Origin of the sequence: Micromonospora sp. NPDC048935, from assembly GCF_043197875.1 — a bacterium.
In the GTDB taxonomy this organism is placed as follows: Bacteria; Actinomycetota; Actinomycetes; order Mycobacteriales; family Micromonosporaceae; genus Micromonospora.
Window position 1 is genome coordinate 366,099 of the sequence record NZ_JBICTZ010000008.1, and the last position, 24,948, is coordinate 391,046.

Consider the following 24,948-nt stretch of genomic DNA (forward strand, 5'->3'; position numbering starts at 1 on the left):
GCTGTCCGGGCTACACCCTAACCAGCGGATCGGGAGTCACCTATCGGTTGTCCGACTTGGCTCAGCAGGCGGCGTGGTCCACGCGCGCCAGCAGATTTCCCTCCGGGATGGCGATCCGGGCACGTCCACCAGCCAGTCGGGCCGCGGCGCGGCGGGCCTGTAGCGGGCCGTGCTCCCGACGGGCAGCGGTGTAGCTGGCGGCGGTGCGGGCCGCGATCGTGGTCCACCCGTACTGTTCGCCGACCATGGTGCGGGCCCGGCGCGCCACCCTCCGGGCGAAGATCTCGTCGTCGAGCAGTTGACCGACCGCACCGGCGAGCGCGTCCGGGTCGCTGTGGGGGAACGTCACTCCGGTCACGCCGGACTCCACGATCTCGGCGAGGCCGCCGGTGCGGGCCACTGCGAGGGGCGCCCCGGCCGCCGCCGCCTCCAACGCCACCATGCCGAACGGCTCGTAGAGGCTGGGCACCACTGTCGCGTCGGTGGCACCGAGCATCGCCGGCAGTTGGGTGGAGTCGAGGAAACCGGTGAACCGGACGGTCGAGGACAGCGCGAGCCGGCGGGCCTGGGCCTCCAACTCGGCGCGGTACGGGCCGTCGCCGGCGATCACCACGCGCAGCCCCGGGTGCCGCTCGCGCAGTCGGGGCACCGCGTGCACCAGGTGCTGGACGCCCTTCTCGTAGACCAGCCGCCCGGCGTACCCCACCAACGGGCCGTCGCCGGCGAACCGTGCCCGGGCCGACGCGACCGCGCGTGGACGGGCCCGCCAGGCCCGGCCGTCGACCCCGTTGGGCACCACGTCGACCTGGGTGGCCGGGATGTCGAACAGGGCCTTCACCTGCTCACGCATGTAACCGGAGCAGACGATCACCCGGCCGGACTCGCTGGTGAGCCACTGCTCGATGCCGTGGATGGTGCGGTTCATCTCCTCGGGCAGCCAGCCCTGGTGTCGCCCGGCCTCGGTGGCGTGCATGGTGGTGACCAGGGGCAGGTCCAGGTGCTCGGCCAGGGAGATCGCGGTGTGGGCGACGAGCCAGTCGTGGGCGTGGATGACGTCGTAGGCGCCGGCCTGGGTGGCGCGTAGGGCGGTGCGGGTGAGGGTGTGGTTGAAGGCCATGGTCCAGGCCAGTAGGGAGTCGGTGGCGAGGGGGAAGGCGACCGGGTCTTCGGGGGCGCGCAGGATGCGGACGCCGTCGGCGTACTCCTCCATGGGTGCGCCGTCGGTGTGGCGGGTGACGACGGTGACCTCGTGGCCGGCGGCGGCGAGGGCGACGGAGAGGGCGTGTACGTGGCGGCCGAGGCCGCCGACGAGCACCGGCGGATATTCCCAGGACAGCATCAGCACCCGCAGCTGCCGGGCGGGGTGGATGTCGATCACGTGGGCGTCGGGTGACATGCGGCCCCCTTTGAGTTGTCCCCGGGCGCGCGCCGACCGACACCGGATTGATGTCGCCGTCGCGTCTGGATCGGGGCCAATCCTGCCGGGACCGAAATAACCGGCGGCAACACCACCGTTGCGGTCGTGTAAAGCGCTACTGGCCCCTTCGGCGCACCCGCAGCAGCTCGGCCACCGACCACGCCTGGAATGGGCAGCCGGTCGCGGAGTGCGGCGCGAGGCCGTCGGCCGTCTCGCTTACCGAGCCTAATCCATATTCGGTCAGATGAGACTCGATCCCCACGAACGTGTCATCGACTGACATCTTTCCCCGGCGGGCGGCGTCGGCGTACGGGCCGAGCAGCCACGGCCACACCGTGCCCTGGTGGTAGCCCCCGTCGCGCTCGGCCGGGCCACCCCGGTGCCGGCCCACGAACTCGGTCGAATCCGGGGCGAGGCTGCGCGGCCCGAGCGGGGTGAGCAACCCGTCCGCGACGCGGCGCAGCGTCGCCTCGTCCGGCTCCAGCGGCGCGAACGGCAGAGACCAGGCCAGCAACTGGTTGGGACGCAGCGCGTCGTCGTCGTGCAGGGCGGCCCCACCCAGGGGGTACGCCGGCGCGGGCGCGTCCAGCACGTCGTGCAGCCAGCCGGTCGGTGCCGGGAACCGCTCCCGGAACGAGGCGGTCGCCTGCCCGTGCCGTCGCCACAGCTCGTCCGCGTCCTGCCCGGCCAGCTCGGTCAACTCCGCGAGCCCGGCCAGCCCGTTGATCCACAACGCGTTGACCTCGACCGGCTTGCCGGTACGCGGGGTGACCGGCACCCCGTACACCCGGGCATCCATCCAGGTCAGCGCGGTGCCGGCGGCACCCTGGCCGAGTAGCCCGTCGGCCGGGTCGACGGCGATCCCGTAGCGGGTGCCGGCCACGTGGGCGTCGATCACCGCACGCAGCGCGGGCAACAACTCGTCGCCGAGATCGGTGTCACCGGTGACCGTGACGTGCCGGCTCACCGCGTGCAGGAACCACAACGTGCCGTCGACGGTGTTGTACTCCACCCGGCCGGTGTCGGCCGTGTTGGCCAGCATCCCCTCGGACAGCGTCGCCGCGTACGACCGCAGCAGCGACCTTCCCAGGTCGGCCCGGCCGGTGCAGAGGAACAACCCCTCGTACGAGATCATCGTGTCCCGGGACCAGGCCCCGAACCAGGGGTAACCGGCGACCACGTCCACCGCCGCGTCGCCCGAGCGCACCACGAACGCGTCGGCGGCCAGCGCCAGGGTGGCCTCCACGTCGTCGGCGGGCTTCGCCGTCGCCACCACCTGCCGGTTGCGCCGCCGGGCCGTCGCCACGATGTCCTCCGCCGAGGGCGGCTCCAGGTCGAGCGGATCGGCCCAGGCCCGCACCGAGACCGTGTCGCCGGGGCGGTCCAACTCGCCGACGAAACGCCCCGCGTACCAGAGATCCTCGTCCGGGTGCAGACCCCGGTTGGCCTCCTCGCGGTGGTGCACGCCCAGCCACCACTGCCCCTCGGGTGCCCACCCCGGCCCGGCCAGCCGGTACGCGCCCTCGACCACCGCACCGCCGGCCACCGACTCGACCTGCGGGGTCGGGCCGTCGGCCCGCCGCTCGCCGTGCGCGTCCCGCCAGGTGCAGGCGGCGGACAGCTCCAGCCGGACGGGCCCGCCGGCGACCAGCCGGTGCACCACCGCCACGCAGGAGCGCCCGGGCAGCATGGCCACCTCCCGCTCGATCACCACCGCGCCGATCCGCCACCGCCACCGGGGCAGGCCGTCGACCAGGTCGAAGCGTTCCAACAGCTCGAAGCCGCGCGGGTCCACGTCACCGGAGGACCACTCGTGCGCGCCGAGCCGGACCCGCGCCCCGGACGGCAGGGTGACCGCCGGATCAAGACTGACCAGTCCCACTTGACGAGACGCCGGTGTCTCACCGGGAACCACCAGCAGACCGTGGTAACGACGGGTCCGCAGCCCGGCGACAGTGCCCATCGCATAGCCACCGAGACCGTCCGGAACCAGCCACTCCCGGCTCGCCGCGCTGGTCAGATCGCCGCAGACCTGCGGGCCGAAGCGAATGTCAATCAACTTTCCTCCACCGGCGGCGGGGTGTAACACGCCACGACGAGAATGGCCGCTGTGGTCAAGCACCGCGGCGACGTCAAAGATGTGCACGTGATCACTGACCGATCGTCCTCCGACGCCTCGCCACCCGACGCCGAGCGGCTCCGGCTCGCCCAGGCGGACTCGGGGGAGCAGGACTGGCGCGCATGGGGTCCCTATCTGTCCGAGCGGGCGTGGGGGACGGTACGGGAGGACTACAGCGAGCACGGTACGGCCTGGGACTACTTCCCGCATGACCACGCGCGGTCCAGAGCCTACCGGTGGAACGAAGACGGGATGGCGGGCGTCTGCGACGAACGACAGACTTTCGCCTTCGCCCTGGCGCTGTGGAACGGCAAGGACCCGATCCTCAAGGAACGGATGTTCGGCCTCGGCGGCGACAGCGGCAACCACGGCGAGGACGCGAAAGAATACTGGTGGTATCTCGACTCGACCCCGACGCACTCCTGGATGCGCTGGCGTTACCACTACCCGCAGGCCGCCTTCCCGTACGACGAACTCGTCGCGGTGAACGCGTTGCGCGGCCGCGACGACACCGAGTACGAGCTTGTCGACACCGGCATCTTCGACGACGACAGGTACTGGGCGGTGACCGTCGACTACGCCAAGGCGTCCCCGACCGACCTGTGCATGGTGATAACCGTGGCCAACCGGGGCGACCGGGCGGCGACCCTGCACGTGCTGCCCACCCTGTGGTTCCGCAACACGTGGGCGTGGGGCCTGCCCGGTGGTGACCGCATCCCGAAGCTGACCGGCCAGGGCACCCGGCTCGTCGGCGAGCACCGGGTGCTCGGCCAACTGCTGTTGGAGGGCGACGGCGGCCCGGTGCCGCTGCTCTGCGACAACGACACCAACGCCGAACGGCTCTGGGGCCTGCCCGGCCGCACGCCCTACCCGAAGGACGGCATCAACGACCACGTGGTCAACGGCGCGGCCACCGTCAACCCCGCGCGGGAGGGCACCAAGGGCGCGCTGCACTACGTGCTGGACGTGCCGGCCGGTGGGCAGCGCCAGATCCGGCTGCGGCTGACCCGTACCGCGTCGCCGCCGGCCGCCGCGCCACCACCCCCCGCCGACCTCAGTGAGGGTTTCGAGGCCGTGGTGTGGGCGCGGCGGGCCGAGGCGAACCGCTTCTTCGCCGGGGTGATCCCACCGGCCGCCACCGCCGACGAGGCGCTTGTCGCCCGGCAGGCCATCGCCGGGCTGATGTGGGGCAAGCAGTTCTACCACTTCGACGTCAAACGCTGGCTGGAAGGCGACCCGGGCTCGACACCGCCGGCCGGGCGTCGGCACGGGCGCAACAGCGCCTGGTGGCACATGACCAGCTTCGACGTCATCTCCATGCCCGACCCGTGGGAATATCCCTGGTACGCGGCCTGGGACCTGGCCTTCCACTGCGTCAGCATCGCCCGGGTCGACCCGGGCTTCGCCAAGGAACAACTGCTGCTCCTGCTGCGCGAGTGGTATCTGCATCCCAACGGGCAGATCCCGGCGTACGAGTGGGCGTTCGGCGACGTGAACCCGCCGGTGCACGCCTGGGCGGCGCTGAAGGTGTTCGAGATCGACGGCGGTCGGGACTACGAGTTCCTGGGCCGGGTGATGCACAAGCTGCTGCTCAACTTCACCTGGTGGGTCAACCGCAAGGACACCGGCGGCAACAACGTCTTCGAGGGCGGCTTCCTCGGGCTGGACAACGTCGGGCCGTTCGACAGGTCGGCGGCGCTGCCGGTGGCCGGCGTGCTGGAGCAGTCCGACGGCACCGGCTGGATGGGCATGTACGCGCTCAACCTGCTGGACATGGCCATCGTGCTCGCCGAACATGACCGGACCTGGGTGGACACCGCCACCAAGTTCTTCGAGCACTTCGCCTACATCGCCGCCGCCGCGTACGAACAGGGGTTGTGGGACGACGAGGACGCGTTCTTCTACGACGTGCTGCGCCTCGCCGACGGCACGAAGGTGCCGTTGAAGGTCCGTTCCGTCGTCGGGCTGCTGCCGTTGGCCGCGACCACCCGGCTCACCGCGAAGACCCTGCACCGCCTACCGGAGTTGGGCGCGCGGTTGCGCTGGTTCCTCACCAACCGCCCGGAGTACGCGCAGGTGATCGGCACCCGCCGACTGGGCCCGGACGGCCGGCAGCAGCGACTGCTGTCCATGGTCGGGCCGGAGCAGGTGGTCCGACTGCTCGCCCGGATGCTCGACCCCGACGAGTTCCTGTCCGACTTCGGCCTGCGGACGCTGTCCCGCGCACACCTGGACAAGCCGTTCTCGGTCACCCTCGGTGGCCAGGAGTTCTCCGTCGGCTATGAGCCGGCCGAGTCGACGAGCGGCCTGTTCGGCGGCAACTCCAACTGGCGCGGGCCGATCTGGATGCCGACGAACTTCCTGTTGATCAGCGCGCTGCGCGACTACGCGGCGTTCTTCGGCGACGACCTCCAGGTGGAATATCCGACCCGCTCCGGGGTGAAGCACACCCTCGACGAGATCGCCGACGACCTCTCCGCCCGGCTGATCTCGCTCTTCACCCAGGACGACTGGGGTCGACGGCCGATCTACGGTGCCGCGCAGATGTTCCAGACCCACCCGGACTGGCGGGACCTGATCTCCTTCCCCGAGTATTTCCACGGCGACAACGGGGCCGGCCTGGGTGCCTGGCACCAGACCGGCTGGACCGCCCTGGTGGCCGACCTGATCCTCACGTTGCGCCGCTGACCCCGTCCTGCCCGCGGTGGTGCTCGGCACGCCGGTCACTATCGTGGACGTCCATGGGGGAGCCGGTCGAGCCAGTAGGTGAGGTGCTTGTCCTCGGGCAGTCCCGGGCCTGGCCCACCATCGCGATCCCGGGCGCCTTCGTGGTCGCCCTGATCCTCGTCGGGGTGCTGTTCGACCGGGTCAGTTGGGCCGGGGTGTTGCTCGGCACCGCCTCGATCATCCTCGCGTTCACCAGTTCGCGGAACGCGGTCCTCGCGGACGACATCGGGCTGCTGGTTCGCCAGCGCGCGGGCCTGCGGCGTTCGTACGCCTGGGCTGACATCGAGCGCATGGGCTGGGTGGACGCGGGGATGTGGGGGAGCACGCTGACGGTCTTTCCCCACGGCGGCCCGTACGACGTGCCGGGGCCCAACTCGTCGGTCGACGTGGGACGCATCTGGCGACCCGCGCGCCGGCACCTCGCCGACCCGATGCCCGCGCTGCTCAAGACCCATGGCATCAAGACGCTGTCCGACGGCTGAGGCTCTGGTCTCGCCCGGGTCAGCCGGTGAAGGGCTCGGGACCGAGCCGGCCCCAGGCCACGAAGGCGGCCAGCGCGAGATAGGCCAGGTTCAGCACGGTGAACCGTGCCTCGTCGTGCCGCAGGTGCGTGATGATCGCGCCGACCATCAGCAGGACCCAGCAGACGGCGGTCACCGCCACCAGCACCGGGGCGATGCCGAGCACGGCGGGCAGGATCAGGCCGACCGCCGCCAGGAGTTCGAGGACCCCGAGGGTCTTGACGAAGCCCACGCTGGCATCGTCGGTCCACCCACCGCCGTTGGCGGCGGCCAACTTCTCCTTGGGTACGAATGTCTTGGTGCCGCCTGCCGCCAGGGCGATCGCGGCCAGCAGTCCGGCCGCGATCCGCAGAGCCAGGTTCATGAGGTTCCTCCGTCCGTTGCGGGTCGAACAGGAGACACCGCCGGCCGCCGCGCTGTGACAGGTCGACGGGTGACGCGGCACACAGACGCCAGGTGTCACAGGGGCCGGCCGACCGGTGTCTGGTGGGCGACGCGGTCGAGGACGAGAAGGCTGGAGGAGACCACGGTGATGAGTGGGGACAGCACTGCCGTCGACGCGTTCGTCACCCACCGAAACCTGCTTATCACCGTCGCCTACGAGTTGCTCGGCTCGGCCGCCGACGCCGAGGACGTACTCCAGGAGACCTGGCTGCGGTGGGCGGACGCGGATCTCGCGACAGTGCGGGACCCGCGTGCGTACCTGGTCCAAATCACCACCCGGCAGGCGCTCAACCGGCTGCGGGCGGTCGGCCGGCGCAAGGAGTCCTACGTGGGCTCCTGGCTGCCCGAGCCACTGCTGACCGCACCGGACGTCGCCGACGACGTGGAGTTCGCCGAGAGCGTCTCGATGGCGATGCTGCTGGTGCTGGAGACGCTCGCGCCGACCGAGCGGGCGGTGTTCGTGCTGCGCGAGGTCTTCGCGCTGGACTACGACGAGATCGCCGGAGCCGTCGACAAGAGCCCGGCGGCGGTCCGCCAGATCGCGCACCGGGCGCGGGCGCATGTCGCCGCGCGCCGACCTCGCGGGGCGATCTCCCCGGCCGACAGCCGACGTGCGCTCGACGCGTTCCGGCGGGCCGTCGAAACGGGTGACGTGCAGGGGCTGCTCGACGTCCTCGCACCGGACGTGGTGTTCCTCGGCGATGGCGGCGGGATCAGACAGGCGGTGCTGCGGCCCGTCGCGGGGGCCGACCGGGTGGCCCGCCTGCTGGCCAGCACACAGGCCAGGGCCGCGGCCATGTCGCTGCGACCGGCCCAGGTCAACGGGCACCCGGCGCTGGTGTTCCACCTCGACGGCGGGATCGACACGGTCGTCGCGCTGCGCTTCGACGAGGGCCTGATCACCGCGATCTACGCCGTGCGTAACCCCGAGAAGTTGTCGCACATGCGGCGCGAGGCCGGCCTGCGTCGTTGAGCCGGCAGCGTCGGAAGGGGCAAGATGCCTGGCCGGCGGGCATCGACGCCCCGCGGGGCACTACAGCGCAGGAGTGGGTGTCTCCGGTGGGAGTCGCCGTGAGCGGCGCGAGTCCGCACCCGCCACGCCGAGCAGCACCACGGCGGTGACGGCCCCCGCGCTCAGCGGATCGAGGCGCAGCGTCACCGGCACCAGCAGGCCGAGGGCCAGCAGGCCAGCGATCCGGGATCGGGACACCCGGGCGAACACCTGGTATTCGAGGGTCGCCCGGCCGGCGAGGAAGAGCACCGGCCCGCCGAGGATGGCGATCAGCCACGCCGCCGGGAGATGCCCGCGTGGCTCGGTGATGAACAGTTCGAAGCCGACGCCGGTCAGGACGATCCCCGCGATCATGATCAGGTGGGCGAACGCCATGTCGGTGGCGAGCCGTGCGGCGTTGCGGGAGCGGCTGATGGCGGCGTCGAGCAGCCCTCCCGCGACGTGGAAGTAGATCCGCCAGAGCAGCACGGTTGTCGCCAGCGCGAGGAGGAAGCCACCGGTCTGGTCGGCGTGGAATTCGCTGCCGCTGAACGCCAGCCCGATGACGAAGATCGCCTCACCCAGCGCGATGAGGAGGAACTGCTGGTACCGCTCGGCCAGGTGCTCGGCCGCGATCGCCTGGACGCCGAGCCGTCGCGCGCCGAGGCGGGGGGTCGGCCAGCCGAGAAACAGCCCCGCGTAGTCGATCAGCGCGGCGGCGGTCCACAACGGCCCTCGTACGCTCCCCTCGGCGCTCAGGCCACCGATGACCCAGAGCGGTGCGCTCAGGCCGAGCCAGAACAGGACCCGGAAGGTCTGCCGGGGATCGGGCCGGCCGTGCCCGGCGACGTGGAAGTAGACCACCCGGCCGATCTGGAGGCTCACGTAGGTGATGGCGAACAGGGGCGCCCGCGCGCCGAAGCCGTCGGGCACCGCGACCGCCATCGTCATGGCGCCGATCATGGTCATGACGATGACGATCTGGACGATCGACGCCTCCGGGTCCAGCCAGCTTGTCGACCAGACCGTCAACGACCAGACCGCCCACAGTGCCAGGAACAGCAGCAGGGCCTGACCGAGGCCCGCGTACACGCCCCGCTGACCGTCGGTGAAGTCGCTGATCACCCGCGCCGAGATCCGGGTGAGGGCGAAGACGAAGACCAGGTCGAGGAACAACTCCAGAAACGTCGCCCGCTGCCGACTGGTCTCGCCGCGCACCAGCCGTACGCCGCGTCTCTCGCTCATCCGTGCGCCACGGGTCGGTGCCGTCGAGCGACCACGTGCCCTCCCGTCGTGGTGATCCCCTCACCCAACGAGCGACGGTTCTGCTCTGGCACGTGGGGCGAGGGAACCTGCGCGATGGCCTTACGGGTGTAAGCTTACGCGGTGACCACACCGAGAACGCGGGCTCGCAACAAGCGCGGCGAGGGTGCGCAGTTGCGCGAGGAGATCGTCAGCGCCGCCGGCACGCTGCTCGACGGGGGCGATCCGCAGAGCGTGACGCTGCGGGCGGTGGCCCGGGAGGCCGGCATCTCGGCACCGTCGATCTACGCGCACTTCCCCGACCTGGACTCGATCCTGCTCGTGGTCGCCCAGCGCGCGTTCGCCGCCCTGGAGCAGGAGCTGACCCGGCCGGACGACGCGGATCCCGCCGAGCGTCTGCGGGCGATCAGCGCGGCCTACCTGACCTTCGCCGAGCGTCAGCCCCACCGGTACGCCCTGATGTTCGGGGCGGTCTGGGACGCGAGCCAGGCCCGCGATCGTGCCCCGGCGCTGGCGGACGACCTTGCCGTGCTCGGCATGGGAGCCTTCGACGTCTTCCACCGCACGCTCGCCGAGTGTGTCGCGAAGGGACTCTCGACAAGTGCGGATCCCTTCGCCGACGCGACGGCCCTCTGGGTCGGTCTGCACGGGTACGCGCAGCTCCAGGTGGCGACGCCGCTGTTTCCCTGGCCGCCGCGCCTGCGAGATTCCATGGTCGACCGGTTGGCGTTGCTGGTCTGAGGACGCCCATACAGTCGCCAATCCGTCACCGGGCGACTACGGCAGGTGTCCGCCCTTACGCTCGACTGCGTGCCCGGACCTGCCGAGAAGGCCACCGAACAGGACCGGCGTGACCTCATCGTCACGGTCGCGCGAGAGCTGGCTGAGACGGAGGGCTGGGCGGGGGTGAGCACCCGTCGGCTCGCCGAGCGGGCCGAGATCGACGTCGGCGACCTCTACCGGCACTTCCCAGATCTTGAGGCACTCCTCGCCGCCGTCGCCGTCTGCGCCTTCGCCGACCTGGCCGCCGATCTGGCGGAGGCGCACGCGGAGGCCGCCGGCAGCCCCGAAGGGGCCTGGCCGGCGGTCGCGAGCGCGTACCTCGACTTCGCGTACTCGCATCCGGAGGTCTATGACGCGATGCTCGCGCTGACCCCCGACCTGGCCCTCGGCGTGGATGGTGTCCCGGCCGCGCCGCGGGCGGTGTTCGCCGAGCTGCGCGCGGCCCTGACCCCGCTTGCCGAGGGCCGCGACCCGGACACCCTCGCCGAGGTGGGTTGGAGCCTGCTGCACGGCGTGGTGATGCTCACCCGGGGCGGTCGGCTCCGACCCGAGGGGCAGGAGGAACGGGAGGCGTTGATCGCCCAACGGCTGCTGCGGTGGCCGTGACGAGCAGTGTGGTCAGTTGAGGGGCTGGCGGTCGTGGGGCCCCTTGTCGACGAACCGGAACGTGGTGCCCAGCGGCCCGTTGCCCAACTCCTTGAGGATCAGCCCGTTGCCGGCGAGGTGCTGGAGAAACCGGTTCTCACTGCGGATCGCGTACGTGCCGCCGTCCTGGGCGAGGATGGTGAACCGCTGGATCGGGTCGTCCACGTCGCAGACGGCGGCGTCGATGGTCAGCTCGGGCTCGATGTCCAGAGCGTTCACCGCCCAGCAGGACGGGTCGTCGTTGGCCGGATGGTCGTCCTTCGTGCCGAAAGCCTTGATCACGTACCTGTCGTCGCCGATCGGCACCGGAACGAACAGGACGCGTCCGCCGGTGTCGCCGCCCTCCTCAAGCCGGCCGCTGAGCTCCAGTGCGTCGCCGGACCCCTGCACCCGCAGCATCGAGATCTCGCGCTTGCCGGACAGCAGGGGATCTGTCGCGGCCGTCGGTGATGGCTTCCCCGCCGGGGGCGTCGGCGTGCCCGCCACGGCGCCCGACGGCGTCGGCGTGCCCGCCCCGGCGGTCGGTGCCTTGTCGCCGTCGGCCCCGCACGCCACCAACGCACCGGCGCACGCCAGCAGCGCGGCGCCGGCAACCCACTTCATCCCGATCACGTCGTGCTCCTCATGAGCTGTCCCGAACCTCGCGGTCGCCAAGAACCCATTTGCCCTCAAGACGAACGCCGGGCCGAGACAGTTCACGGAAAAGCCCGAAACCCGGCGTCGATCTCCCGCCTATCCTGTCCCTTCGACCGGACGGCGACAGCACGGGGAGGCGAACGGTATGACCGACGGCGGGGCGGCGCGGCGACAGGCGGAGGTGTTGATCTTCGATGCGGACGACACGTTGTGGGAGAACAACGTCGTCTTCGAGCAGGTGATCAACGACTTTCTGGAGTGGCTCGACCACCCCACCCTGGACCGCACGGAGATCCGGCTCATCCTCGACGACATCGAGCGGGCCAACACGGTGGCACACGGGTACGGCAGCAAGGTCTTCCTGCGCAGTCTGGCGGAGTGCCTGGAACGGCTGCGCGAACGGCCGGCCACCGACTCCGAGCGTCAGGACATCGCGCGACTGGCGGTCGCCCTGGTCGAGCACCAGGTGGAGCTGATGCCCGGGGTGGCCGACGCGCTCGACGAGTTGGCCGGCCGGCACGAGTTGCTGCTGCTCACCAAGGGCGACCAGGCGGACCAGCAGCGCAAACTGGACGCCTGCGGGCTGCTGCACCACTTCCGGGCCGCGCACATCGTCGCCGAGAAGGACGTCGAGACCTACCGGTGGTTGATCCGGGAACACCGTCTCGACCCGTCGCGCGCCTGGATGATCGGCAACTCCCCGAAGTCGGACATCCTGCCGGCACGCGCGGCCGGGCTGAACGCGGTCTTCATCCCGAACGAGAACACGTGGGTCCTGGAGAACGACGAACTGGACCCCGCCGACGCCGGTGTGTTGCGCCTCGCCGCGTTCCGCGACCTGCTGCGGTACTTCTGAGCGTACTGACAGCGAACAGCGTCAGAGATCATGGTCGCGTTACGCCGACGTGCCTGATTTCTACCCTGAGGTCAGTTGCGCCGTCGGTCGCCCGGCACGGCTTGTCGGCCCGCTTCGGACCGGCCTAGCCTGGGCCGGCGCTCATGGCTCGGCGGGGTACGTGCCGTGAGCGCCGGCGTTCGGCGGTTGGCACCGTGGAGCTGAGTGCCGGAGCTGTCCGCTCCCATCATCCGGACGGCCGAGGGTCAGGGCAGGGTAGTTGCGGACCCGGTCCTGACCCGGCCACGGATCGACCGGACCCGGCGAGCGGGGCAGACCACGCGTCGGTTCGACTGTCAGGATGACCGGATGAGGCGCAGATCCCTCCTGCTCGGCACCGCCGCCGGTCTGGCGGCGCCGACCCTGTTCGCGTCGACGGCTCCCGCGCTCGGCGCGACCCGGCCGCCGCCGCCCCGGGGCACCACCCCGCCAATTCGCCGCAGTCCCCGGCCGCGCACGCCGCGCCCCAACCTGGCCGCCCGGTTGAGCACCCTGCCACCGCAGACCCAACAGGTGATCGTGGTGGGCGCGGCCAGCTACACCACCAGCTACGCCACCCTTGAGGCGTACGTGCGGATCCGGGGCCGCTGGCAGCCGGCCTCGGCGGCGTTGCCCGCCCGCATCGGCTCCAAAGGGTTCACCGACAACCACGTGGAGGGCGTGGCGACCACCCCCACCGGTGTCTACTCGATCGGCCCCACCATGTACGGCATCGCCGCCAACCCGGGTGTGCGGTACCCCTACCACCGGTTGGTCAGCGGCGACTGGTGGAACGAGAACCCGTCGTCCCCGCGCTACAACACCTTCCAGCAGAGCGCGACCGACCCGGGTGGGGCCAGCGAGGCGCTGTGGCAGGAGATCCCGTCGTACACGCACTTCGCGGTGATCACCTACAACATGGCACCGAACGTGCCGACCCCGATCCCCAACGCGGGCAGCGGCATCTTCCTGCACGAGTTCCGGCTCAGCGCCGGCAACGCCACGGCCGGCTGCGTCTCGCTCGCCCACGACCACCTGGTCGGCGTGCTCAACTGGCTGGACCCGGCCCTCTCGCCGCGCATCGTGCTCAGCCCGTACGCCCAGCTCGAACGCTACTGATCAGGGCCCCCTCAGGAGGCCCCGCCGCGGACGATCGACACCGCCACCCGGCAGAACTCGTCCATGTCCGGGTTGAACCCGGCCGCGATGTCGGGATGCAACCCGGAGCGGGTCTCCTCCAACAGCCGCTGGCAGACCTGCTCGACCGGCTCGCCAGCGTAGTGGGCACGGACCCGGTCGGTGGCCGCCTGAAGCGCCGAGGTCAGTTGCTCCTCCAGCGGGCCGCGCAGCTTCTGCTGCACCGGGTCGAGCCCGCGTGGATCGAGCGTGACATGTGGCTCCGACATCGGTGCTCCCTTCGTCGGCGTCCGCGATACCCCACCGCGGTCGTCGGTCAAACCCCGTCCGGTACGGCGGCGACCCGTACCTGGTAAGAAAAATCCTCCGCCGGCTCCTCGTGGTACGACAGTCGGCGGATCTGCCGGTCGTCGTCGTAGAGGGCGACGTCCACCAGCACCCCGAGGTGGCTGAGGCCGATCGACGTCACCCGCCTCTTGTCCTGCAACACGGCGCAGACGCCGCCGAGCAGGGTGCTGGCGTCGGCCGTCCGGTGCCCGGGCGGGCACCGCAGGACAAGATCCACCTCGATCGGCCCGCGCAACGGCGTCCAGCCGGTGTGCTGGGCCGCCGTGAGAGCGGACTGGAGCAGGGCGCGGACCCTCGTCGCCTGCCGGTGCCCGGCCGCGAAGATGGACAACGCTTCGGTCTTGACCGGTGGCAGGCCGCTCACCTCGAACGTCAGGGCGAGAGCGCGGGTGTCCTGCACGACGGCACCTCCTCGTTGGGACGATCCTGCCGAACCGGGGGAGCGGCGGTGGGACGTTCCCGCGATTACCAACCGATCGGGCAGGCATGGGGGTCGGCCGGAGGCGTGTCGACGGCGGCGGCGAGCGCGCTGGCTGCGGCGTTACGAAAACGCTAGTCGATGCCGCCCGCGGTTGGTAGTCGGCCGGTCATCCGATGGGGTGCGGCGGAAGGCGCAGAACTCGTTGCCCTCCGGGTCGACGGGCACCCACCAGGTGGCCTCGCCGGCCGGCTCCCGGACCAGCCGTGCGCCGGCCGCGAGCAACGCCGCCGGGTCCGCGTCGGCCAACCGCAGATCCAGGTGTACGCGGTCCTGCCCACCCGCGGTTCGGGAACCTTGTTCACCCGGATCGACTCGGCGGCCGAGCGCGCCGAGCGGGGGCCACCCGGGTGTCGTCGGCGTCGGCCACGTCGCCGTCGAGCATGCGGGCCCAGAACCCGCCCAGGGCGAGCGCGTCGGTCCACGTCCTCGGCGTCGAACCGGCCACCGGCCAGTGTGGCCCGCGCGTACCGCAACAACTCCCTGTGCTGCTCCACCCGTCGGCGGCGATCTCCGCGCGTGATCGACTCGGCCTTCTGAAAGGCGCGGCTTTCCTGGCGCGGTGATGGCGCGACTTTCAGGAAGTCGAGTCGATCACGTTCGGGGTGCCGGCGTGCGCGTCGCACGTCCTGCACCGCGGCCCTGCCGGCGTGGGTGACGGCGGCGGCTCGCGGCGGGGACCTCCGCTGTGACAGCCAGGTTTCGCGACTTCGCGGGTGGGGCAGAGTAGCCGCACAGAGCATCCGGTCCGGGGCGTTTTCGCAGCTCGTCGGCTCGGAGATGTCTCGCCGTGCGCCGGGGCACGGACGCCCTCCCCGGTTTTCCGCCGAAGAGAGGGGGAGGGCGATGACGGACCCCGAAACGGCACGACACCGACGCCGGCCGATTGTGCGGCTGGGCGCGGCGGCTGCCGCGTTGGCGCTTGTCGCACCGCTCGCCGCGTGCGGCGCGGACGACGACGGTGGCCCACCGACGATCAACCTGTACTACCCGCCCGAGCAGAACCTGCAAAAGGTCGTCGACGACTGCAACGCGAAGGCCCAGGGGCGGTACGAGATCGCCTACCAGGTGCTGCCCCGGCAGGCCGACGACCAGCGGGTGCAGATGGTGCGCCGGCTGGCCGCCGAGGACAGCGGAATGGACGTGCTGGGGTTGGACGTCACCTGGACCCAGGAGTTCGCCAGCGCCGACTGGATCCGCGAGTGGACCGGCCAGGACAAGGCCGAGGTCGAGCAGGGCACCCTCGCCGGGCCGCTGGACACCGCCCGCTACGAGGACAAGCTGTACGCGGCACCGAAGAACACGAACGTCCAACTGCTCTGGTACCGCAAGGACCTGGTGCCGCAGCCGCCGACCACCTGGGACCAGATGATCAGCGCGGCCCAGCAACTCCGGGACCAGGGCAAGCCGTACCAGGTGCTCACCATGGGCGCCCAGTACGAGGGCCTGGTCGTCCTCTACAACACCCTCGCCGAGAGCGCCGGCGGAAAGATCCTCAACGACGACGGCACGCAAGCCGTGATGGACGACGGTACGGTCCGGGCGCTGGAGCAGCTGAAGAGGTTCGCCACGTCGGGCGTGACCTCGTCGTCGTTCAGCAACGCCACCGAGGACCCGGTCCGGTTGGAGTTCCAGTCCGGCTCGGGCGCGTTCCAGGTGAACTGGCCGTTCGTCTACCCGGCCCTTCAGGAGGCCAACCCGGAGTTGGCCAAGCAGGTCGGCTGGGCGCGGATCCCCGGCATCGACGAGGGCACCCCCAGCAAGGTCACCATCGGCGGGGTCAACCTCGCGGTCAGCTCCTACTCCACGCACCCGGAACTGTCCTTCGAGGCGGCCCGGTGCCTCCGCAACGCCGAGCACCAGAAGTTCTCCGCCATCAACGACGGCGTGCCACCCACCATCGAGGCGGTCTTCGAGGACCCGGAGATGACCGAGGCGTACCCGATGAAGGACACCATCCTGGAAGAGCTGAAGGAGCCGGCGACCCGTCCCCTGACGCCCGCGTACCAGAGCATCTCCACCGTGATGTCGGCGATCCTGTCGCCGCCGTCGGCGATCCGTCCGCAGCAGACCGCCGACGAGCTGCGCGACGCCATCGCCGACGCACTTCAGTCGAAGGGGGTGCTGCCGTGACCCGGCCCGCCACCACCGAGACCCCGGAGAAGACCGACGACCAGCGCGCCGCCGTGCCCACCCAACGTGGCGGTCGGCGTAAGCCGCCACTGAGCGCGAACAAGAGATCCGAACGCAGGTTGGGTCTGCTGCTCTGCGCACCCGCCGCGCTGGTCATGATCCTGGTGACCGCGTACCCGATCATCTATTCGGTCTGGTTGTCGTTGCAGCGTTACGACCTGCGCTTTCCCGACCAGCGCGAGTTCATCGGGCTGGACAACTACGTCACCGTGCTCAGCAACGAGTTCTGGTGGACCGCGTTCGGGGTGACCGCGCTGATCACCGTGGTCACCGTGGCCGTCGAGCTGGTGCTCGGCATGGGTCTGGCGATCATCATGCACCGCACGATTGTCGGGCGGGGCATCGTCCGCACCTCGGCGCTCATCCCGTACGGGATCGTCACCGTGGTCGCGGCGTTCTCCTGGCGGTACGCCTGGACGCCCGGCACCGGCTACCTGGCCGACCTGTTCAGTGACGGCGCGCCCCTCACCGAGCGGGCCAGCTCACTGGCGATCATCATGCTCGCGGAGATCTGGAAGACCACTCCGTTCATGGCGCTGCTGCTGATGGCCGGGCTGGCGCTGGTGCCGGAGGACCTGCTCAAGGCGGCCTCCACCGACGGTGCCACCGCCTGGCAGAAGTTCACCAAGGTGATGCTGCCGGTGATGAAGCCGGCGATCCTGGTCGCGCTGCTGTTCCGCACCCTGGACGCGTTCCGCGTCTTCGACAACATCTTCGTGCTGACCGCCGGTGGCAACGAGACCTCGTCGGTGTCGATGCTCGCCTACAACAACCTGATCCGGGGCCTCAACCTCGGCATCGGCTCGACGATGTCGGTGCTGATCTTCATCACCGTGGCGATCATCGCGTTCGTCTTCGTGAAGCTGTTCGGCACCGCTGCCCCCGGCAGCGACGACGGGGAGAGGCGCTGACATGGCTGTCGAAACCACCACCCGGGCGAAGCTGCGCTGGGGTCTGCTGGACGTCGTCGTGGTCGTCTTCGCGCTCGTCCCGGTGCTGTGGATCGCGTCGCTGTCGTTCAAGACGCCGGCCACCCTCACCGACGGGAAGTTCATCCCTCGGGAGTGGACGCTCGACAACTACAGGACGATCTTCGACACCGACCAGTTCGTCCGGGCACTTGCCAACTCCATCGGCATCGCCCTGATCGCCACGCTGATCGCCGTGGTGCTCGGCGCGATGGCCGCGTACGCGATCAGCCGGCTGGACTTCCCCGGCAAGAAGGTGCTGGTCGGCGTCTCCCTGCTGATCGCGATGTTCCCACAGGTGTCGCTGGTGTCGCCGCTGTTCGAGATCGAGCGGACGATCGGCATCTTCGACACCTGGCTCGGGCTGATCGTTCCGTACATCACCTTCGCCCTGCCCCTGGCGATCTACACGCTGTCGGCGTTCTTCAAGCAGATCCCGTGGGACCTGGAGAAGGCGGCCAAGATGGACGGCGCGACCCAGGCCCAGGCGTTCCGCCGGGTGATCGCGCCACTGGCCGCGCCCGGGTTGTTCACCACGGCGATCCTGGTGTTCATCTTCTGCTGGAACGACTTCCTGTTCGCCATCTCGCTGACCTCCACCGAGCGGTCCCGCACGGTGCCGGCCGCGCTGTCGTTCTTCACCGGCGCGTCGCAGTTCGAGGACCCCACCGGGGCGATCTGCGCAGCCGCCGTGGTGATCACCGTACCGATCATCCTGTTCGTCCTCTTCTTCCAGCGCCGCATCGTGTCCGGCCTGACCTCCGGCGCAGTCAAGGGATAGGTGGGTAGTCATGGCTGACATCGTGCTCGACAAGGTGAGCAAGAGTTTCCCGGACGGGACCGTCGCCGTGCAGGACGTCGACCTGGAGATCGCCGACGGCGAGTTCGTGATCCTGGTCGGCCCCTCGGGCTGCGGCAAGTCCACCACCCTCAACATGATCGCCGGCCTGGAGGACATCAGCTCCGGTGAGTTGCGCATCGGTGGCCAACGGGTCAACGACAAGGCCCCCCGGGACCGGGACATCGCGATGGTGTTCCAGTCGTACGCCCTCTACCCCAACATGACGGTGCGGGAGAACATGGCGTTCCCGCTGCGCCTGGCGAAGCTGGACCGGGAGACCATCAACCAGAAGGTCGACGAGGCGGCCAAGGTGCTGGAGCTGACCGCACTGCTGGACCGTAAGCCGGCCAACCTGTCCGGCGGGCAGCGCCAGCGGGTGGCGATGGGTCGGGCGATCGTCCGCCAGCCCAAGGCGTTCCTGATGGACGAGCCGCTGTCCAACCTCGACGCCAAGCTGCGGGTGCAGATGCGTACGGTGGTGTCGCGGTTGCAGAAGCAGCTCGGCACGACCACCGTCTACGTCACCCACGACCAGACCGAGGCGATGACCCTCGGCGACCGCGTGGTGATCATGCGCGGGGGCGCGGTGCAACAGGTCGGCCCTCCGCAGGAGCTGTACGACCACCCGCGCAACCTCTTCGTGGCCGGCTTCATCGGCTCCCCGTCGATGAACTTCCTGCACGCCGCCGTGCAGGACGGCGCGCTGCACACCGCGTTGGGTGACGTGCCGCTCGGCGACCGGATCCGCCGCGAGTTGGAGGCGGCCGACGCGTCCCGCGAGCTGATCCTCGGCATCCGCCCCGAGCACTTCGAGGACGCCGAACTTGTCGACGACGACACCCGCCGCCGGGGCATGGAGTTCGAGGCGCCTGTCGACATCGTCGAGTCGATGGGCTCGGACAAGTACGTCTACTTCACCGTGGAGGGCGAGAAGGCCACCGCCGCCGAGCTGGAGGAGCTGGCCGCCGACGCCGGTGCCGCCGACTTCGCCGGTGGCGGCGGCAACCTGGTGACCCGGCTGTCCGCGGAGTCGCCGGTCGCCGAGGGGCAGTCGCGCCGGGTCTGGTTCAACCTGGAGAAGATCCACCTGTTCGACCCGGCCACCGGCCGCAACCTGACCCTGCGCGAGGGCCGGGCCGCAGGCGCGCTAGACGACTAACGCCGCCAAATCGCGTCGCCGCCAAGTCGCGCCGATCTTGCACTTTCTGTCGCCGATATAGGGCGGAATGCCCCTGTCTCTCGGGACAGAAAGTGCAAGATCGACGGGCGCGGGGGTGGGGTGGGTGTGTGTGTTCTGCGGGTTGGGGTTTGTCGTGGGAAGGTGTTCGGGTCGCTTCGTGAGGCGGGGGGCGGGATGGACCGACGACTGACCGCGCTGGCCAAGGCGCACGGCGTGTCCACCTGGTATGAGGACTGGCGGCACCGCCGCGTCGAGGTCGCACCGGAGACCGTGGTGGGCGTGCTCGGCCTACTCGGCGTGGACGCCACCAGCCCGGCGGCCATCGCCGACGCGCTCGCCGCCTCCCGTGCGGTCGACCGCGGCGCGCTGCCGGAGACTGTCGTGCTCACCCACGGCGTCACCCGGGCACTGCCCGCCCCCGGGGTGATGACCCTGGAGGACGGTGGCCGTCGCGCGGTCGACGGTGAGCTGCCGGCGGACCTGCCGCTGGGCTGGCACCGGCTGGCCTGCGCCGGCCGGGACGTGACAGTGGTGGTGGTGCCCCGCCGGCTGCCCGTGCCGCCGCGCACCTGGGGCTGGACGCTCCAGCTCTACGCGCTCACCTCGGACCGCTCCTGGGGCATGGGCGATCTCGGCGACCTCGCCGAGTTCACCGACTGGGCCGGTGCCACAGGTGCCGGGCTGGTGCTGCTCAACCCGCTGCACGCGGTCGGGCCCGCGCACCCGGTGGCCGCGTCACCGTATTCACCCGCCAGCCGCCGCTTCGTCAACCCGCTCTACCTGCGGGTCAGCGACACCGCCGCGTACCGGGCTGCGGATCCGGCGACCCGGGCGGTGGTCGACGCCCTGCGCCCCGACCGTGGTGACCTGATCGACTACGACGAGGTGTGGACGGCCAAACGGCACGCCCTGGAGTTGCTGCACCCGTACGCCCAGCCGGTCGACCTCGCCGCGGACCCGGCGCTGGCGAGCTTCGCCACCTGGTGTGCCCTGGCCGAGCGGCACGGCAACGACTGGCGGGCCTGGCCGGCGGAGCTGCACCACCCCGACGCCCCGGCGGTCGCCGAGCAGCGCCGCCAGCTCGCCGACCGGGTGGCCTTCCACGCCTGGCTGCAACACCTGTGCGACGAACAACTCGACGCCGTCACGGCGGCGGCCCGCGCGGCCGGGATGCCGGTCGGTGTCGTGCACGACCTGGCCGTCGGCATCGACCCGGGCGGCGCGGACGGCTGGCAGCTCGCCGACGTGCTGGCCCAGGGCGTGCGGGTCGGCGCCCCACCCGACGACTTCAACCAGCTCGGCCAGGACTGGGGGCTCGCCGCCTGGCGTCCGGACCGGCTCGCCGCCACCGGGTACGCGGCGTACCGGGACATGCTGCGCCGGACCCTGCGGCATGCGGGCGGCCTACGCGTCGACCACGTCGCCGGCCTGTGGCGGCTGTGGTGGGTGCCGCCGGGCGGCGGGGCCGCCGAGGGCACCTACGTCCAATATGACGCCGAGGCGATGCTCGGCATCCTCGCCCTGGAGGCGCACCGGGCCGGCGCGGTGGTGATCGGTGAGGATCTCGGCACCGTCCAACCCGCGGTGACCCGAGGGCTGCGCGGGCGCAACATGCTCGGTTCGACGGTGCTGTGGTTCGCGCGCGACGGCGAGGGCGACTTCGTCCCGCCGGCCCGGTGGCCGCGCAACGCCCTCGCCACGATCTCCACCCACGACCTGCCGACCGCACCGGGCTTCCTGACCGGCGAGCACGTGCGGGTCCGCGACGACCTGAAGCTGCTCGACACCGACGTGGCGGTGGAGCGGGCCCGCGCCGTCGCGGACCGGGAGCGACTGCTCACGATGTTGCGGGCCGAGAACCTGCTGCCCGACCCGGCGGCGCTGCCCGACCGGGCCGAGAGCCTGCTGCCCGACCCGGCCGCGGTGTCCATGCCGCCCGACCCGTCCACGCCGGCTGCGCCTCCCGACCCGGCGCGGAGCACGCTGGCCGCGACGGCCGACGCCGGCGAGGCGGTGGTGGCGATGCACGCCGCGCTCGCGGCAAGCCCGGCCCGGCTGCTCGGCGTCTCCCTCTACGACGTGCTGGGCGAGGTTCGCCAGCCCAACCTGCCCGGCACCGTCGACGAATACCCGAACTGGCGGTTGCCGTTGCCGGCCACCGTGGCGCAGATCCGCACGGACCCCCGGGTGGCCCGGGTCGTCGACCTGCTCACCACGGCACGCCCACGATCGGGTGCCGCGCGACGGGCGCGTCCACCATCGGGTGACGCGCAGTCGGCGCGCCCGCGATCGGATGCCGCGCAATCGCCACACCCACCCGAGGACTGACGCCAGCCCAGGCCAGCCCAGCCCACGCCAGCCCAGTCCAGGCCAGCCCAGGCCAGCCCAGCCCAGCCCAGGCCAGCCCAGGCCGGACCAGGCCGGCCGCACTCACCCGAGGACCGACGCCCGACCGGGCCAGCCCAGCCCAGCCCAGGCCGAACCAAGCCGGGCCGTCGCTGGCGAGCGCCGCTCAGGTCAGCCAGTCGAAGCGGGGAGGTAGCCCGAGGAAGCCGGCGTAGCGCTCAAGCGCCCGCTCGACACGGGCCCGTTCGGCGGTCGCGGTCGGTGTCAGCGGCTGGATCGTGATGGTGACCGCGGCCCGGCCGACCTTGCGCTTCCACACGCCCACCACCCGGCCGGCGCGGACGACCGTGGCCTGGAAGATGCCGTTGTTGCCCGGCACCACGGCCGCCTGGTGCGCCGGGTCGAGCATGAGTGTGCGGTCGCGGTAGCCCAGCAGATACTCGTCGAAGCCGGGCAGCGCCACCACGTCGTCCAGCGTGGTGCGCGGCGCGTCGGCCAGCGCCGCGTCGACGTGCATCGGCTCGCCGTCGACCCGGACCGTGCTCAGCACGTCGTCGGTGGCGGCCAGCCCGCGTCGGGCGTCGGTCAGGGTAAGGCCGCTCCACCCGGCGAACTCGCGGGCGGTGACCGGCCCGTGCCCGCGTACGTAGCGGTGGGCGAGCAGGGCCAGCGCCTCGTCCCGCTCCAGTTCGCGTGCGGCGGGCGCCCACTCGTCGAGCAGGGCGAAGGTCTGGTCGGTGCCGATGTTGGGTGCCACACAGGTCACCCCGCGCACACTCGCATACCAGAGCAGGTGGTAACCGCGTTGCCCGTCGGTGTCCAGACCGGCCGCGCGCAGCGTCGCCAGGCACTGGGCCCGGGTGAGCCGGCCGCCGCCGGCCAACGCGGCGCCGAGGACGTCGATCGCCCGGTCGGCGTCGGCCTCCGTCAGCCCGAGCTGCGCCCGACGCGTCGCCGCGCCGGCCAGTGAGCGGACACCGGTCAGCTCCAGCATCCAGCGGGCGTCGGCCGGTGGGACGAGATGCACGGTGCCCCGCATCGGCCAGGTGCGCAGGGCCTCGCGCCGCTCCAACGCCGCCTGCACGTCCGCGACGGTCCGGCCAGGCAGCCGGGCGCCCACTGACCACAGGCCGCTGGCCAGATCCTGTGCCTGCATCGCGCCGAACCACTCGACCACCTCGGCGACGCTGGTGGGTCGGGTGCTCGGGTGCGGGCGCAGCAGGAGGCTGGTCATCCGCAGGGCCAGCGCGTCGGCCGCGCTGAGGTCGGCAGGCATCGGGTCTTCCTCCACAGGCTGGACGGCCAGCCTAGAGCCGGCCACCGACACGTCCGTCGGGGGAGGCGTAAGGGCGGTCGTCCTGGGAAAGCGGCTCGCGCGAGTGCGCGCACCGCGCGTACGGAAGGGGACTCTCATGACTGCCGCAAGTGAGCCGGTGCGGGGTGCCGGCGCTCCGGCCGGATCCCGGAGCCATCGGGGGGACGTCCGCGCCAAGACGAGCGCCGCCGCCACCTTCGCCCTGGTGTTCGGAGTGGCCGGGTTCTTCAGCGTGTTGACGGCGATCCTTGCCTGGTTGGGGCTGGTGCTCGGCATCATCGGGATCATCCTCGGCATCGTCGGCCTCAAGATGGCACGCCGACCCGGGGTCACCGGGCGTGGCGTGTCGATCGGCGGCCTGGTGCTGAGCATCCTGGCCGTGCTGATCGGCCTCGGGTTGGCCGCGGGCATCTCCACGTTCGTCAACAACGAGAACGCGGTGGACCGGCTCCAGACCCAGGTCGACAAGTTGCGCGACAAGCTCGACTGACGCCGGCCGGCGGCACACCTGACCGCCGCGGTCCGCAGCCCCAGTAGGGTGGGCGGCGTGCTCCGCCAGGTCACCGCGATCCGTTACGTCACCCCGCTGCGCGAGGGTGGGTCGCTGCCGGGCGTGGTGGAGGCCGACGACCTGGGCACGTACGTGGCGAAGTTCCGGGGCGCCGGCCAGGGGCCCAAGGCGCTGATCGCCGAGGTGATCTGCGGCGAGCTGGCCCGTCGGCTGGGGCTGCGGGTGCCACCGCTTGTCGTGCTCGACATCGACCCGGTCATCGGGCGGGCCGAGCCCGACCAGGAGGTGCAGGAGCTGCTGCGCAACAGCGGCGGCGCCAACCTGGGGATGGACTTCCTGCCCGGGGCGCTGGGCTTCGACCCGTTGGCGCACCCCGTCGACCCGGTGCTGGCGTCCCGGGTGCTCTGGTTCGACGCGTACGTGGAGAACGTCGACCGGAGTTGGCGCAACCCCAACCTGCTGGTCTGGCACCGGGAGTTGTGGCTGATCGACCACGGGGCCTCGCTCTACTTCCACCACAACTGGCCGCGCGCCGAGGCGGCCGTGCACCGTGCCTACCGAGCCGAGGACCACGTGCTGGCGCCGTACGCCTCCCGGTTGGCCGACGCCGACGCCGAGCTGGCTCGCCGGGTCACCCAGGAGTTGCTCACCGAGGTGTTGGCCCTGGTGCCGGCGGAGTGGCTGACCGCCGCCGACTTCGAGACGGCCGACGCCGCCCGCGCCGCGTACCTGGAGCATCTGTCCCGCCGGGTCGCCCGCACCGCCGACTGGCTTCCGCGGGGGAGCGAGGCATGAGGCAACCCTTCGAGTACGCGCTGATCCGGCTGGTGCCCCGCATCGAGCGCGGCGAACAGATAAACGTCGGGGTGTTGCTCTACTGCCAACAGCGCGACTTCCTGGCCGCGCGTACACACCTGGACGCCGACCGCGTTCGTGCCCTGGCGCCCGACGTCGATCTGCCGGCGGTGGCCGCCGTGCTCTCCTCCTGGGACCGGACCTGCTCCGGGGACGGGCCGGCGACCCGGATGCGGCTCGGTGAGCGGTTCCACTGGCTGGCCGCTCCGCGCAGCACGATGATCCAGACCGGGCCCGTGCACACCGGGCTCACCGCCGATCCGGCGGCCGAGCTGGATCGATTGATGGCAGCCCTGGTCCGCTGAGCGGAACCGGCCGGCGGCAGTGCTCACGCGGGCCAGCCCCTGATCGCGCTA

At 71.2% G+C, this 24,948-nt stretch carries 24 protein-coding genes; 15 read left to right on the forward strand and 9 right to left on the reverse strand.

Annotated features, from left to right (window positions below):
* Nucleotides 1–61: 61 nt before the first annotated feature.
* Complete coding sequence (locus tag ACGFIW_RS23400) at nucleotides 62–1,396, reverse strand: glycosyltransferase family 4 protein (protein WP_393319266.1); 1,335 nt, start codon at nucleotides 1,394–1,396, stop codon at nucleotides 62–64.
* 136 nt (nucleotides 1,397–1,532) lie between these two features.
* Complete coding sequence (locus ACGFIW_RS23405; RefSeq protein WP_393319269.1) at nucleotides 1,533–3,476, reverse strand: amylo-alpha-1,6-glucosidase; 1,944 nt, start codon at nucleotides 3,474–3,476, stop codon at nucleotides 1,533–1,535.
* A gap of 42 nt (nucleotides 3,477–3,518) precedes the next feature.
* On the opposite strand from ACGFIW_RS23405, the gene ACGFIW_RS23410 reads away from it, so the two are divergent.
* Nucleotides 3,519–6,224, forward strand: coding sequence for a glucosidase (locus ACGFIW_RS23410; protein WP_393319272.1), 2,706 nt, complete (start codon nucleotides 3,519–3,521; stop codon nucleotides 6,222–6,224).
* Between the two features lie 53 nt (nucleotides 6,225–6,277).
* Complete coding sequence (locus ACGFIW_RS23415; protein WP_393319275.1) at nucleotides 6,278–6,745, forward strand: hypothetical protein; 468 nt, start codon at nucleotides 6,278–6,280, stop codon at nucleotides 6,743–6,745.
* A gap of 19 nt (nucleotides 6,746–6,764) precedes the next feature.
* Here the strand turns inward: ACGFIW_RS23415 and ACGFIW_RS23420 are convergent, their stop codons facing one another.
* Nucleotides 6,765–7,148, reverse strand: a complete 384-nt coding sequence (locus tag ACGFIW_RS23420) for a DoxX family protein (RefSeq protein WP_393319278.1) — start codon at nucleotides 7,146–7,148, stop codon at nucleotides 6,765–6,767.
* Between the two features lie 168 nt (nucleotides 7,149–7,316).
* On the opposite strand from ACGFIW_RS23420, the gene ACGFIW_RS23425 reads away from it, so the two are divergent.
* On the forward strand, nucleotides 7,317–8,201 hold the full coding sequence (locus tag ACGFIW_RS23425) for an RNA polymerase sigma-70 factor (protein WP_393319281.1): 885 nt from the start codon (nucleotides 7,317–7,319) through the stop codon (nucleotides 8,199–8,201).
* A gap of 60 nt (nucleotides 8,202–8,261) precedes the next feature.
* Here ACGFIW_RS23425 and ACGFIW_RS23430 read toward each other — a convergent pair whose 3' ends face one another.
* Nucleotides 8,262–9,464: a low temperature requirement protein A gene (locus tag ACGFIW_RS23430; RefSeq protein ID WP_393319284.1), complete on the reverse strand. Its 1,203-nt coding sequence runs from the start codon at nucleotides 9,462–9,464 to the stop codon at nucleotides 8,262–8,264.
* A 141-nt stretch (nucleotides 9,465–9,605) separates the two neighbouring features.
* Between ACGFIW_RS23430 and ACGFIW_RS23435 the strand changes: the two genes are divergently transcribed.
* Both ACGFIW_RS23435 and ACGFIW_RS23440 read left to right on the forward strand, forming a co-directional pair.
* Nucleotides 9,606–10,223 (forward strand): TetR/AcrR family transcriptional regulator, encoded by a 618-nt coding sequence (locus ACGFIW_RS23435; RefSeq protein ID WP_393319287.1) that lies wholly within the window; start codon nucleotides 9,606–9,608, stop codon nucleotides 10,221–10,223.
* Nucleotides 10,224–10,292: 69 nt separating this feature from the next.
* Nucleotides 10,293–10,871 (forward strand): TetR/AcrR family transcriptional regulator, encoded by a 579-nt coding sequence (locus ACGFIW_RS23440; protein ID WP_393319289.1) that lies wholly within the window; start codon nucleotides 10,293–10,295, stop codon nucleotides 10,869–10,871.
* A 12-nt stretch (nucleotides 10,872–10,883) separates the two neighbouring features.
* Here the strand turns inward: ACGFIW_RS23440 and ACGFIW_RS23445 are convergent, their stop codons facing one another.
* The gene (locus ACGFIW_RS23445) at nucleotides 10,884–11,522 is read right to left on the reverse strand and encodes a hypothetical protein (protein ID WP_393319292.1); all 639 of its coding nucleotides are present in this window, start codon (nucleotides 11,520–11,522) and stop codon (nucleotides 10,884–10,886) included.
* Nucleotides 11,523–11,691: 169 nt separating this feature from the next.
* On the opposite strand from ACGFIW_RS23445, the gene ACGFIW_RS23450 reads away from it, so the two are divergent.
* Nucleotides 11,692–12,402 carry an HAD family hydrolase gene (locus tag ACGFIW_RS23450; RefSeq protein WP_393319295.1) on the forward strand — a complete coding sequence of 237 codons (711 nt, stop codon included), beginning with the start codon at nucleotides 11,692–11,694 and terminating at the stop codon, nucleotides 12,400–12,402.
* 348 nt (nucleotides 12,403–12,750) lie between these two features.
* A complete protein-coding gene (locus ACGFIW_RS23455) occupies nucleotides 12,751–13,539 on the forward strand; it encodes a L,D-transpeptidase (RefSeq protein ID WP_393319298.1) in 789 nt (262 codons plus the stop codon).
* 11 nt (nucleotides 13,540–13,550) lie between these two features.
* Here ACGFIW_RS23455 and ACGFIW_RS23460 read toward each other — a convergent pair whose 3' ends face one another.
* The 3 genes from ACGFIW_RS23460 to ACGFIW_RS23470 form a co-directional block, all read right to left on the reverse strand.
* Nucleotides 13,551–13,826, reverse strand: a complete 276-nt coding sequence (locus tag ACGFIW_RS23460; protein WP_393319301.1) for a hypothetical protein — start codon at nucleotides 13,824–13,826, stop codon at nucleotides 13,551–13,553.
* A gap of 47 nt (nucleotides 13,827–13,873) precedes the next feature.
* Nucleotides 13,874–14,305, reverse strand: a complete 432-nt coding sequence (locus ACGFIW_RS23465; RefSeq protein ID WP_393319303.1) for a hypothetical protein — start codon at nucleotides 14,303–14,305, stop codon at nucleotides 13,874–13,876.
* A gap of 141 nt (nucleotides 14,306–14,446) precedes the next feature.
* The gene (locus ACGFIW_RS23470; protein ID WP_393319467.1) at nucleotides 14,447–14,950 is read right to left on the reverse strand and encodes a VOC family protein; all 504 of its coding nucleotides are present in this window, start codon (nucleotides 14,948–14,950) and stop codon (nucleotides 14,447–14,449) included.
* 279 nt (nucleotides 14,951–15,229) lie between these two features.
* On the opposite strand from ACGFIW_RS23470, the gene ACGFIW_RS23475 reads away from it, so the two are divergent.
* The 5 genes from ACGFIW_RS23475 (at nucleotide 15,230) to malQ (ending at nucleotide 21,893) form a co-directional block, all read left to right on the forward strand.
* Nucleotides 15,230–16,516 carry an ABC transporter substrate-binding protein gene (locus ACGFIW_RS23475; RefSeq protein WP_393319306.1) on the forward strand — a complete coding sequence of 429 codons (1,287 nt, stop codon included), beginning with the start codon at nucleotides 15,230–15,232 and terminating at the stop codon, nucleotides 16,514–16,516.
* 53 nt (nucleotides 16,517–16,569) lie between these two features.
* Nucleotides 16,570–17,487 carry a carbohydrate ABC transporter permease gene (locus tag ACGFIW_RS23480; protein ID WP_393319470.1) on the forward strand — a complete coding sequence of 306 codons (918 nt, stop codon included), beginning with the start codon at nucleotides 16,570–16,572 and terminating at the stop codon, nucleotides 17,485–17,487.
* 1 nt (nucleotide 17,488) lies between these two features.
* Nucleotides 17,489–18,325, forward strand: coding sequence for a carbohydrate ABC transporter permease (locus tag ACGFIW_RS23485; protein WP_393319309.1), 837 nt, complete (start codon nucleotides 17,489–17,491; stop codon nucleotides 18,323–18,325).
* 10 nt (nucleotides 18,326–18,335) lie between these two features.
* Nucleotides 18,336–19,544 carry an ABC transporter ATP-binding protein gene (locus ACGFIW_RS23490; protein ID WP_393319312.1) on the forward strand — a complete coding sequence of 403 codons (1,209 nt, stop codon included), beginning with the start codon at nucleotides 18,336–18,338 and terminating at the stop codon, nucleotides 19,542–19,544.
* A 195-nt stretch (nucleotides 19,545–19,739) separates the two neighbouring features.
* Nucleotides 19,740–21,893 carry a 4-alpha-glucanotransferase gene (malQ, locus tag ACGFIW_RS23495; protein WP_393319315.1) on the forward strand — a complete coding sequence of 718 codons (2,154 nt, stop codon included), beginning with the start codon at nucleotides 19,740–19,742 and terminating at the stop codon, nucleotides 21,891–21,893.
* Between the two features lie 184 nt (nucleotides 21,894–22,077).
* On the opposite strand, the gene ACGFIW_RS23500 is transcribed toward malQ, so the two are convergent.
* Entirely contained in the window at nucleotides 22,078–23,187 is a 1,110-nt protein-coding gene (locus tag ACGFIW_RS23500) for a winged helix DNA-binding domain-containing protein (protein ID WP_393319318.1), read from the reverse strand.
* Nucleotides 23,188–23,323: 136 nt separating this feature from the next.
* Between ACGFIW_RS23500 and ACGFIW_RS23505 the strand changes: the two genes are divergently transcribed.
* From ACGFIW_RS23505 to ACGFIW_RS23515, 3 genes are read left to right on the forward strand one after another with little or no spacing between them, the layout of a single operon-like run.
* On the forward strand, nucleotides 23,324–23,716 hold the full coding sequence (locus ACGFIW_RS23505) for a hypothetical protein (RefSeq protein ID WP_357074476.1): 393 nt from the start codon (nucleotides 23,324–23,326) through the stop codon (nucleotides 23,714–23,716).
* A 57-nt stretch (nucleotides 23,717–23,773) separates the two neighbouring features.
* Complete coding sequence (locus tag ACGFIW_RS23510) at nucleotides 23,774–24,532, forward strand: HipA family kinase (RefSeq protein ID WP_393319321.1); 759 nt, start codon at nucleotides 23,774–23,776, stop codon at nucleotides 24,530–24,532.
* Nucleotides 24,529–24,897, forward strand: coding sequence for a DUF3037 domain-containing protein (locus ACGFIW_RS23515; RefSeq protein ID WP_357074482.1), 369 nt, complete (start codon nucleotides 24,529–24,531; stop codon nucleotides 24,895–24,897). The genes ACGFIW_RS23510 and ACGFIW_RS23515 overlap by 4 nt, the downstream gene beginning before the upstream one ends.
* The last annotated feature ends 51 nt before the right edge of the window (nucleotides 24,898–24,948 follow it).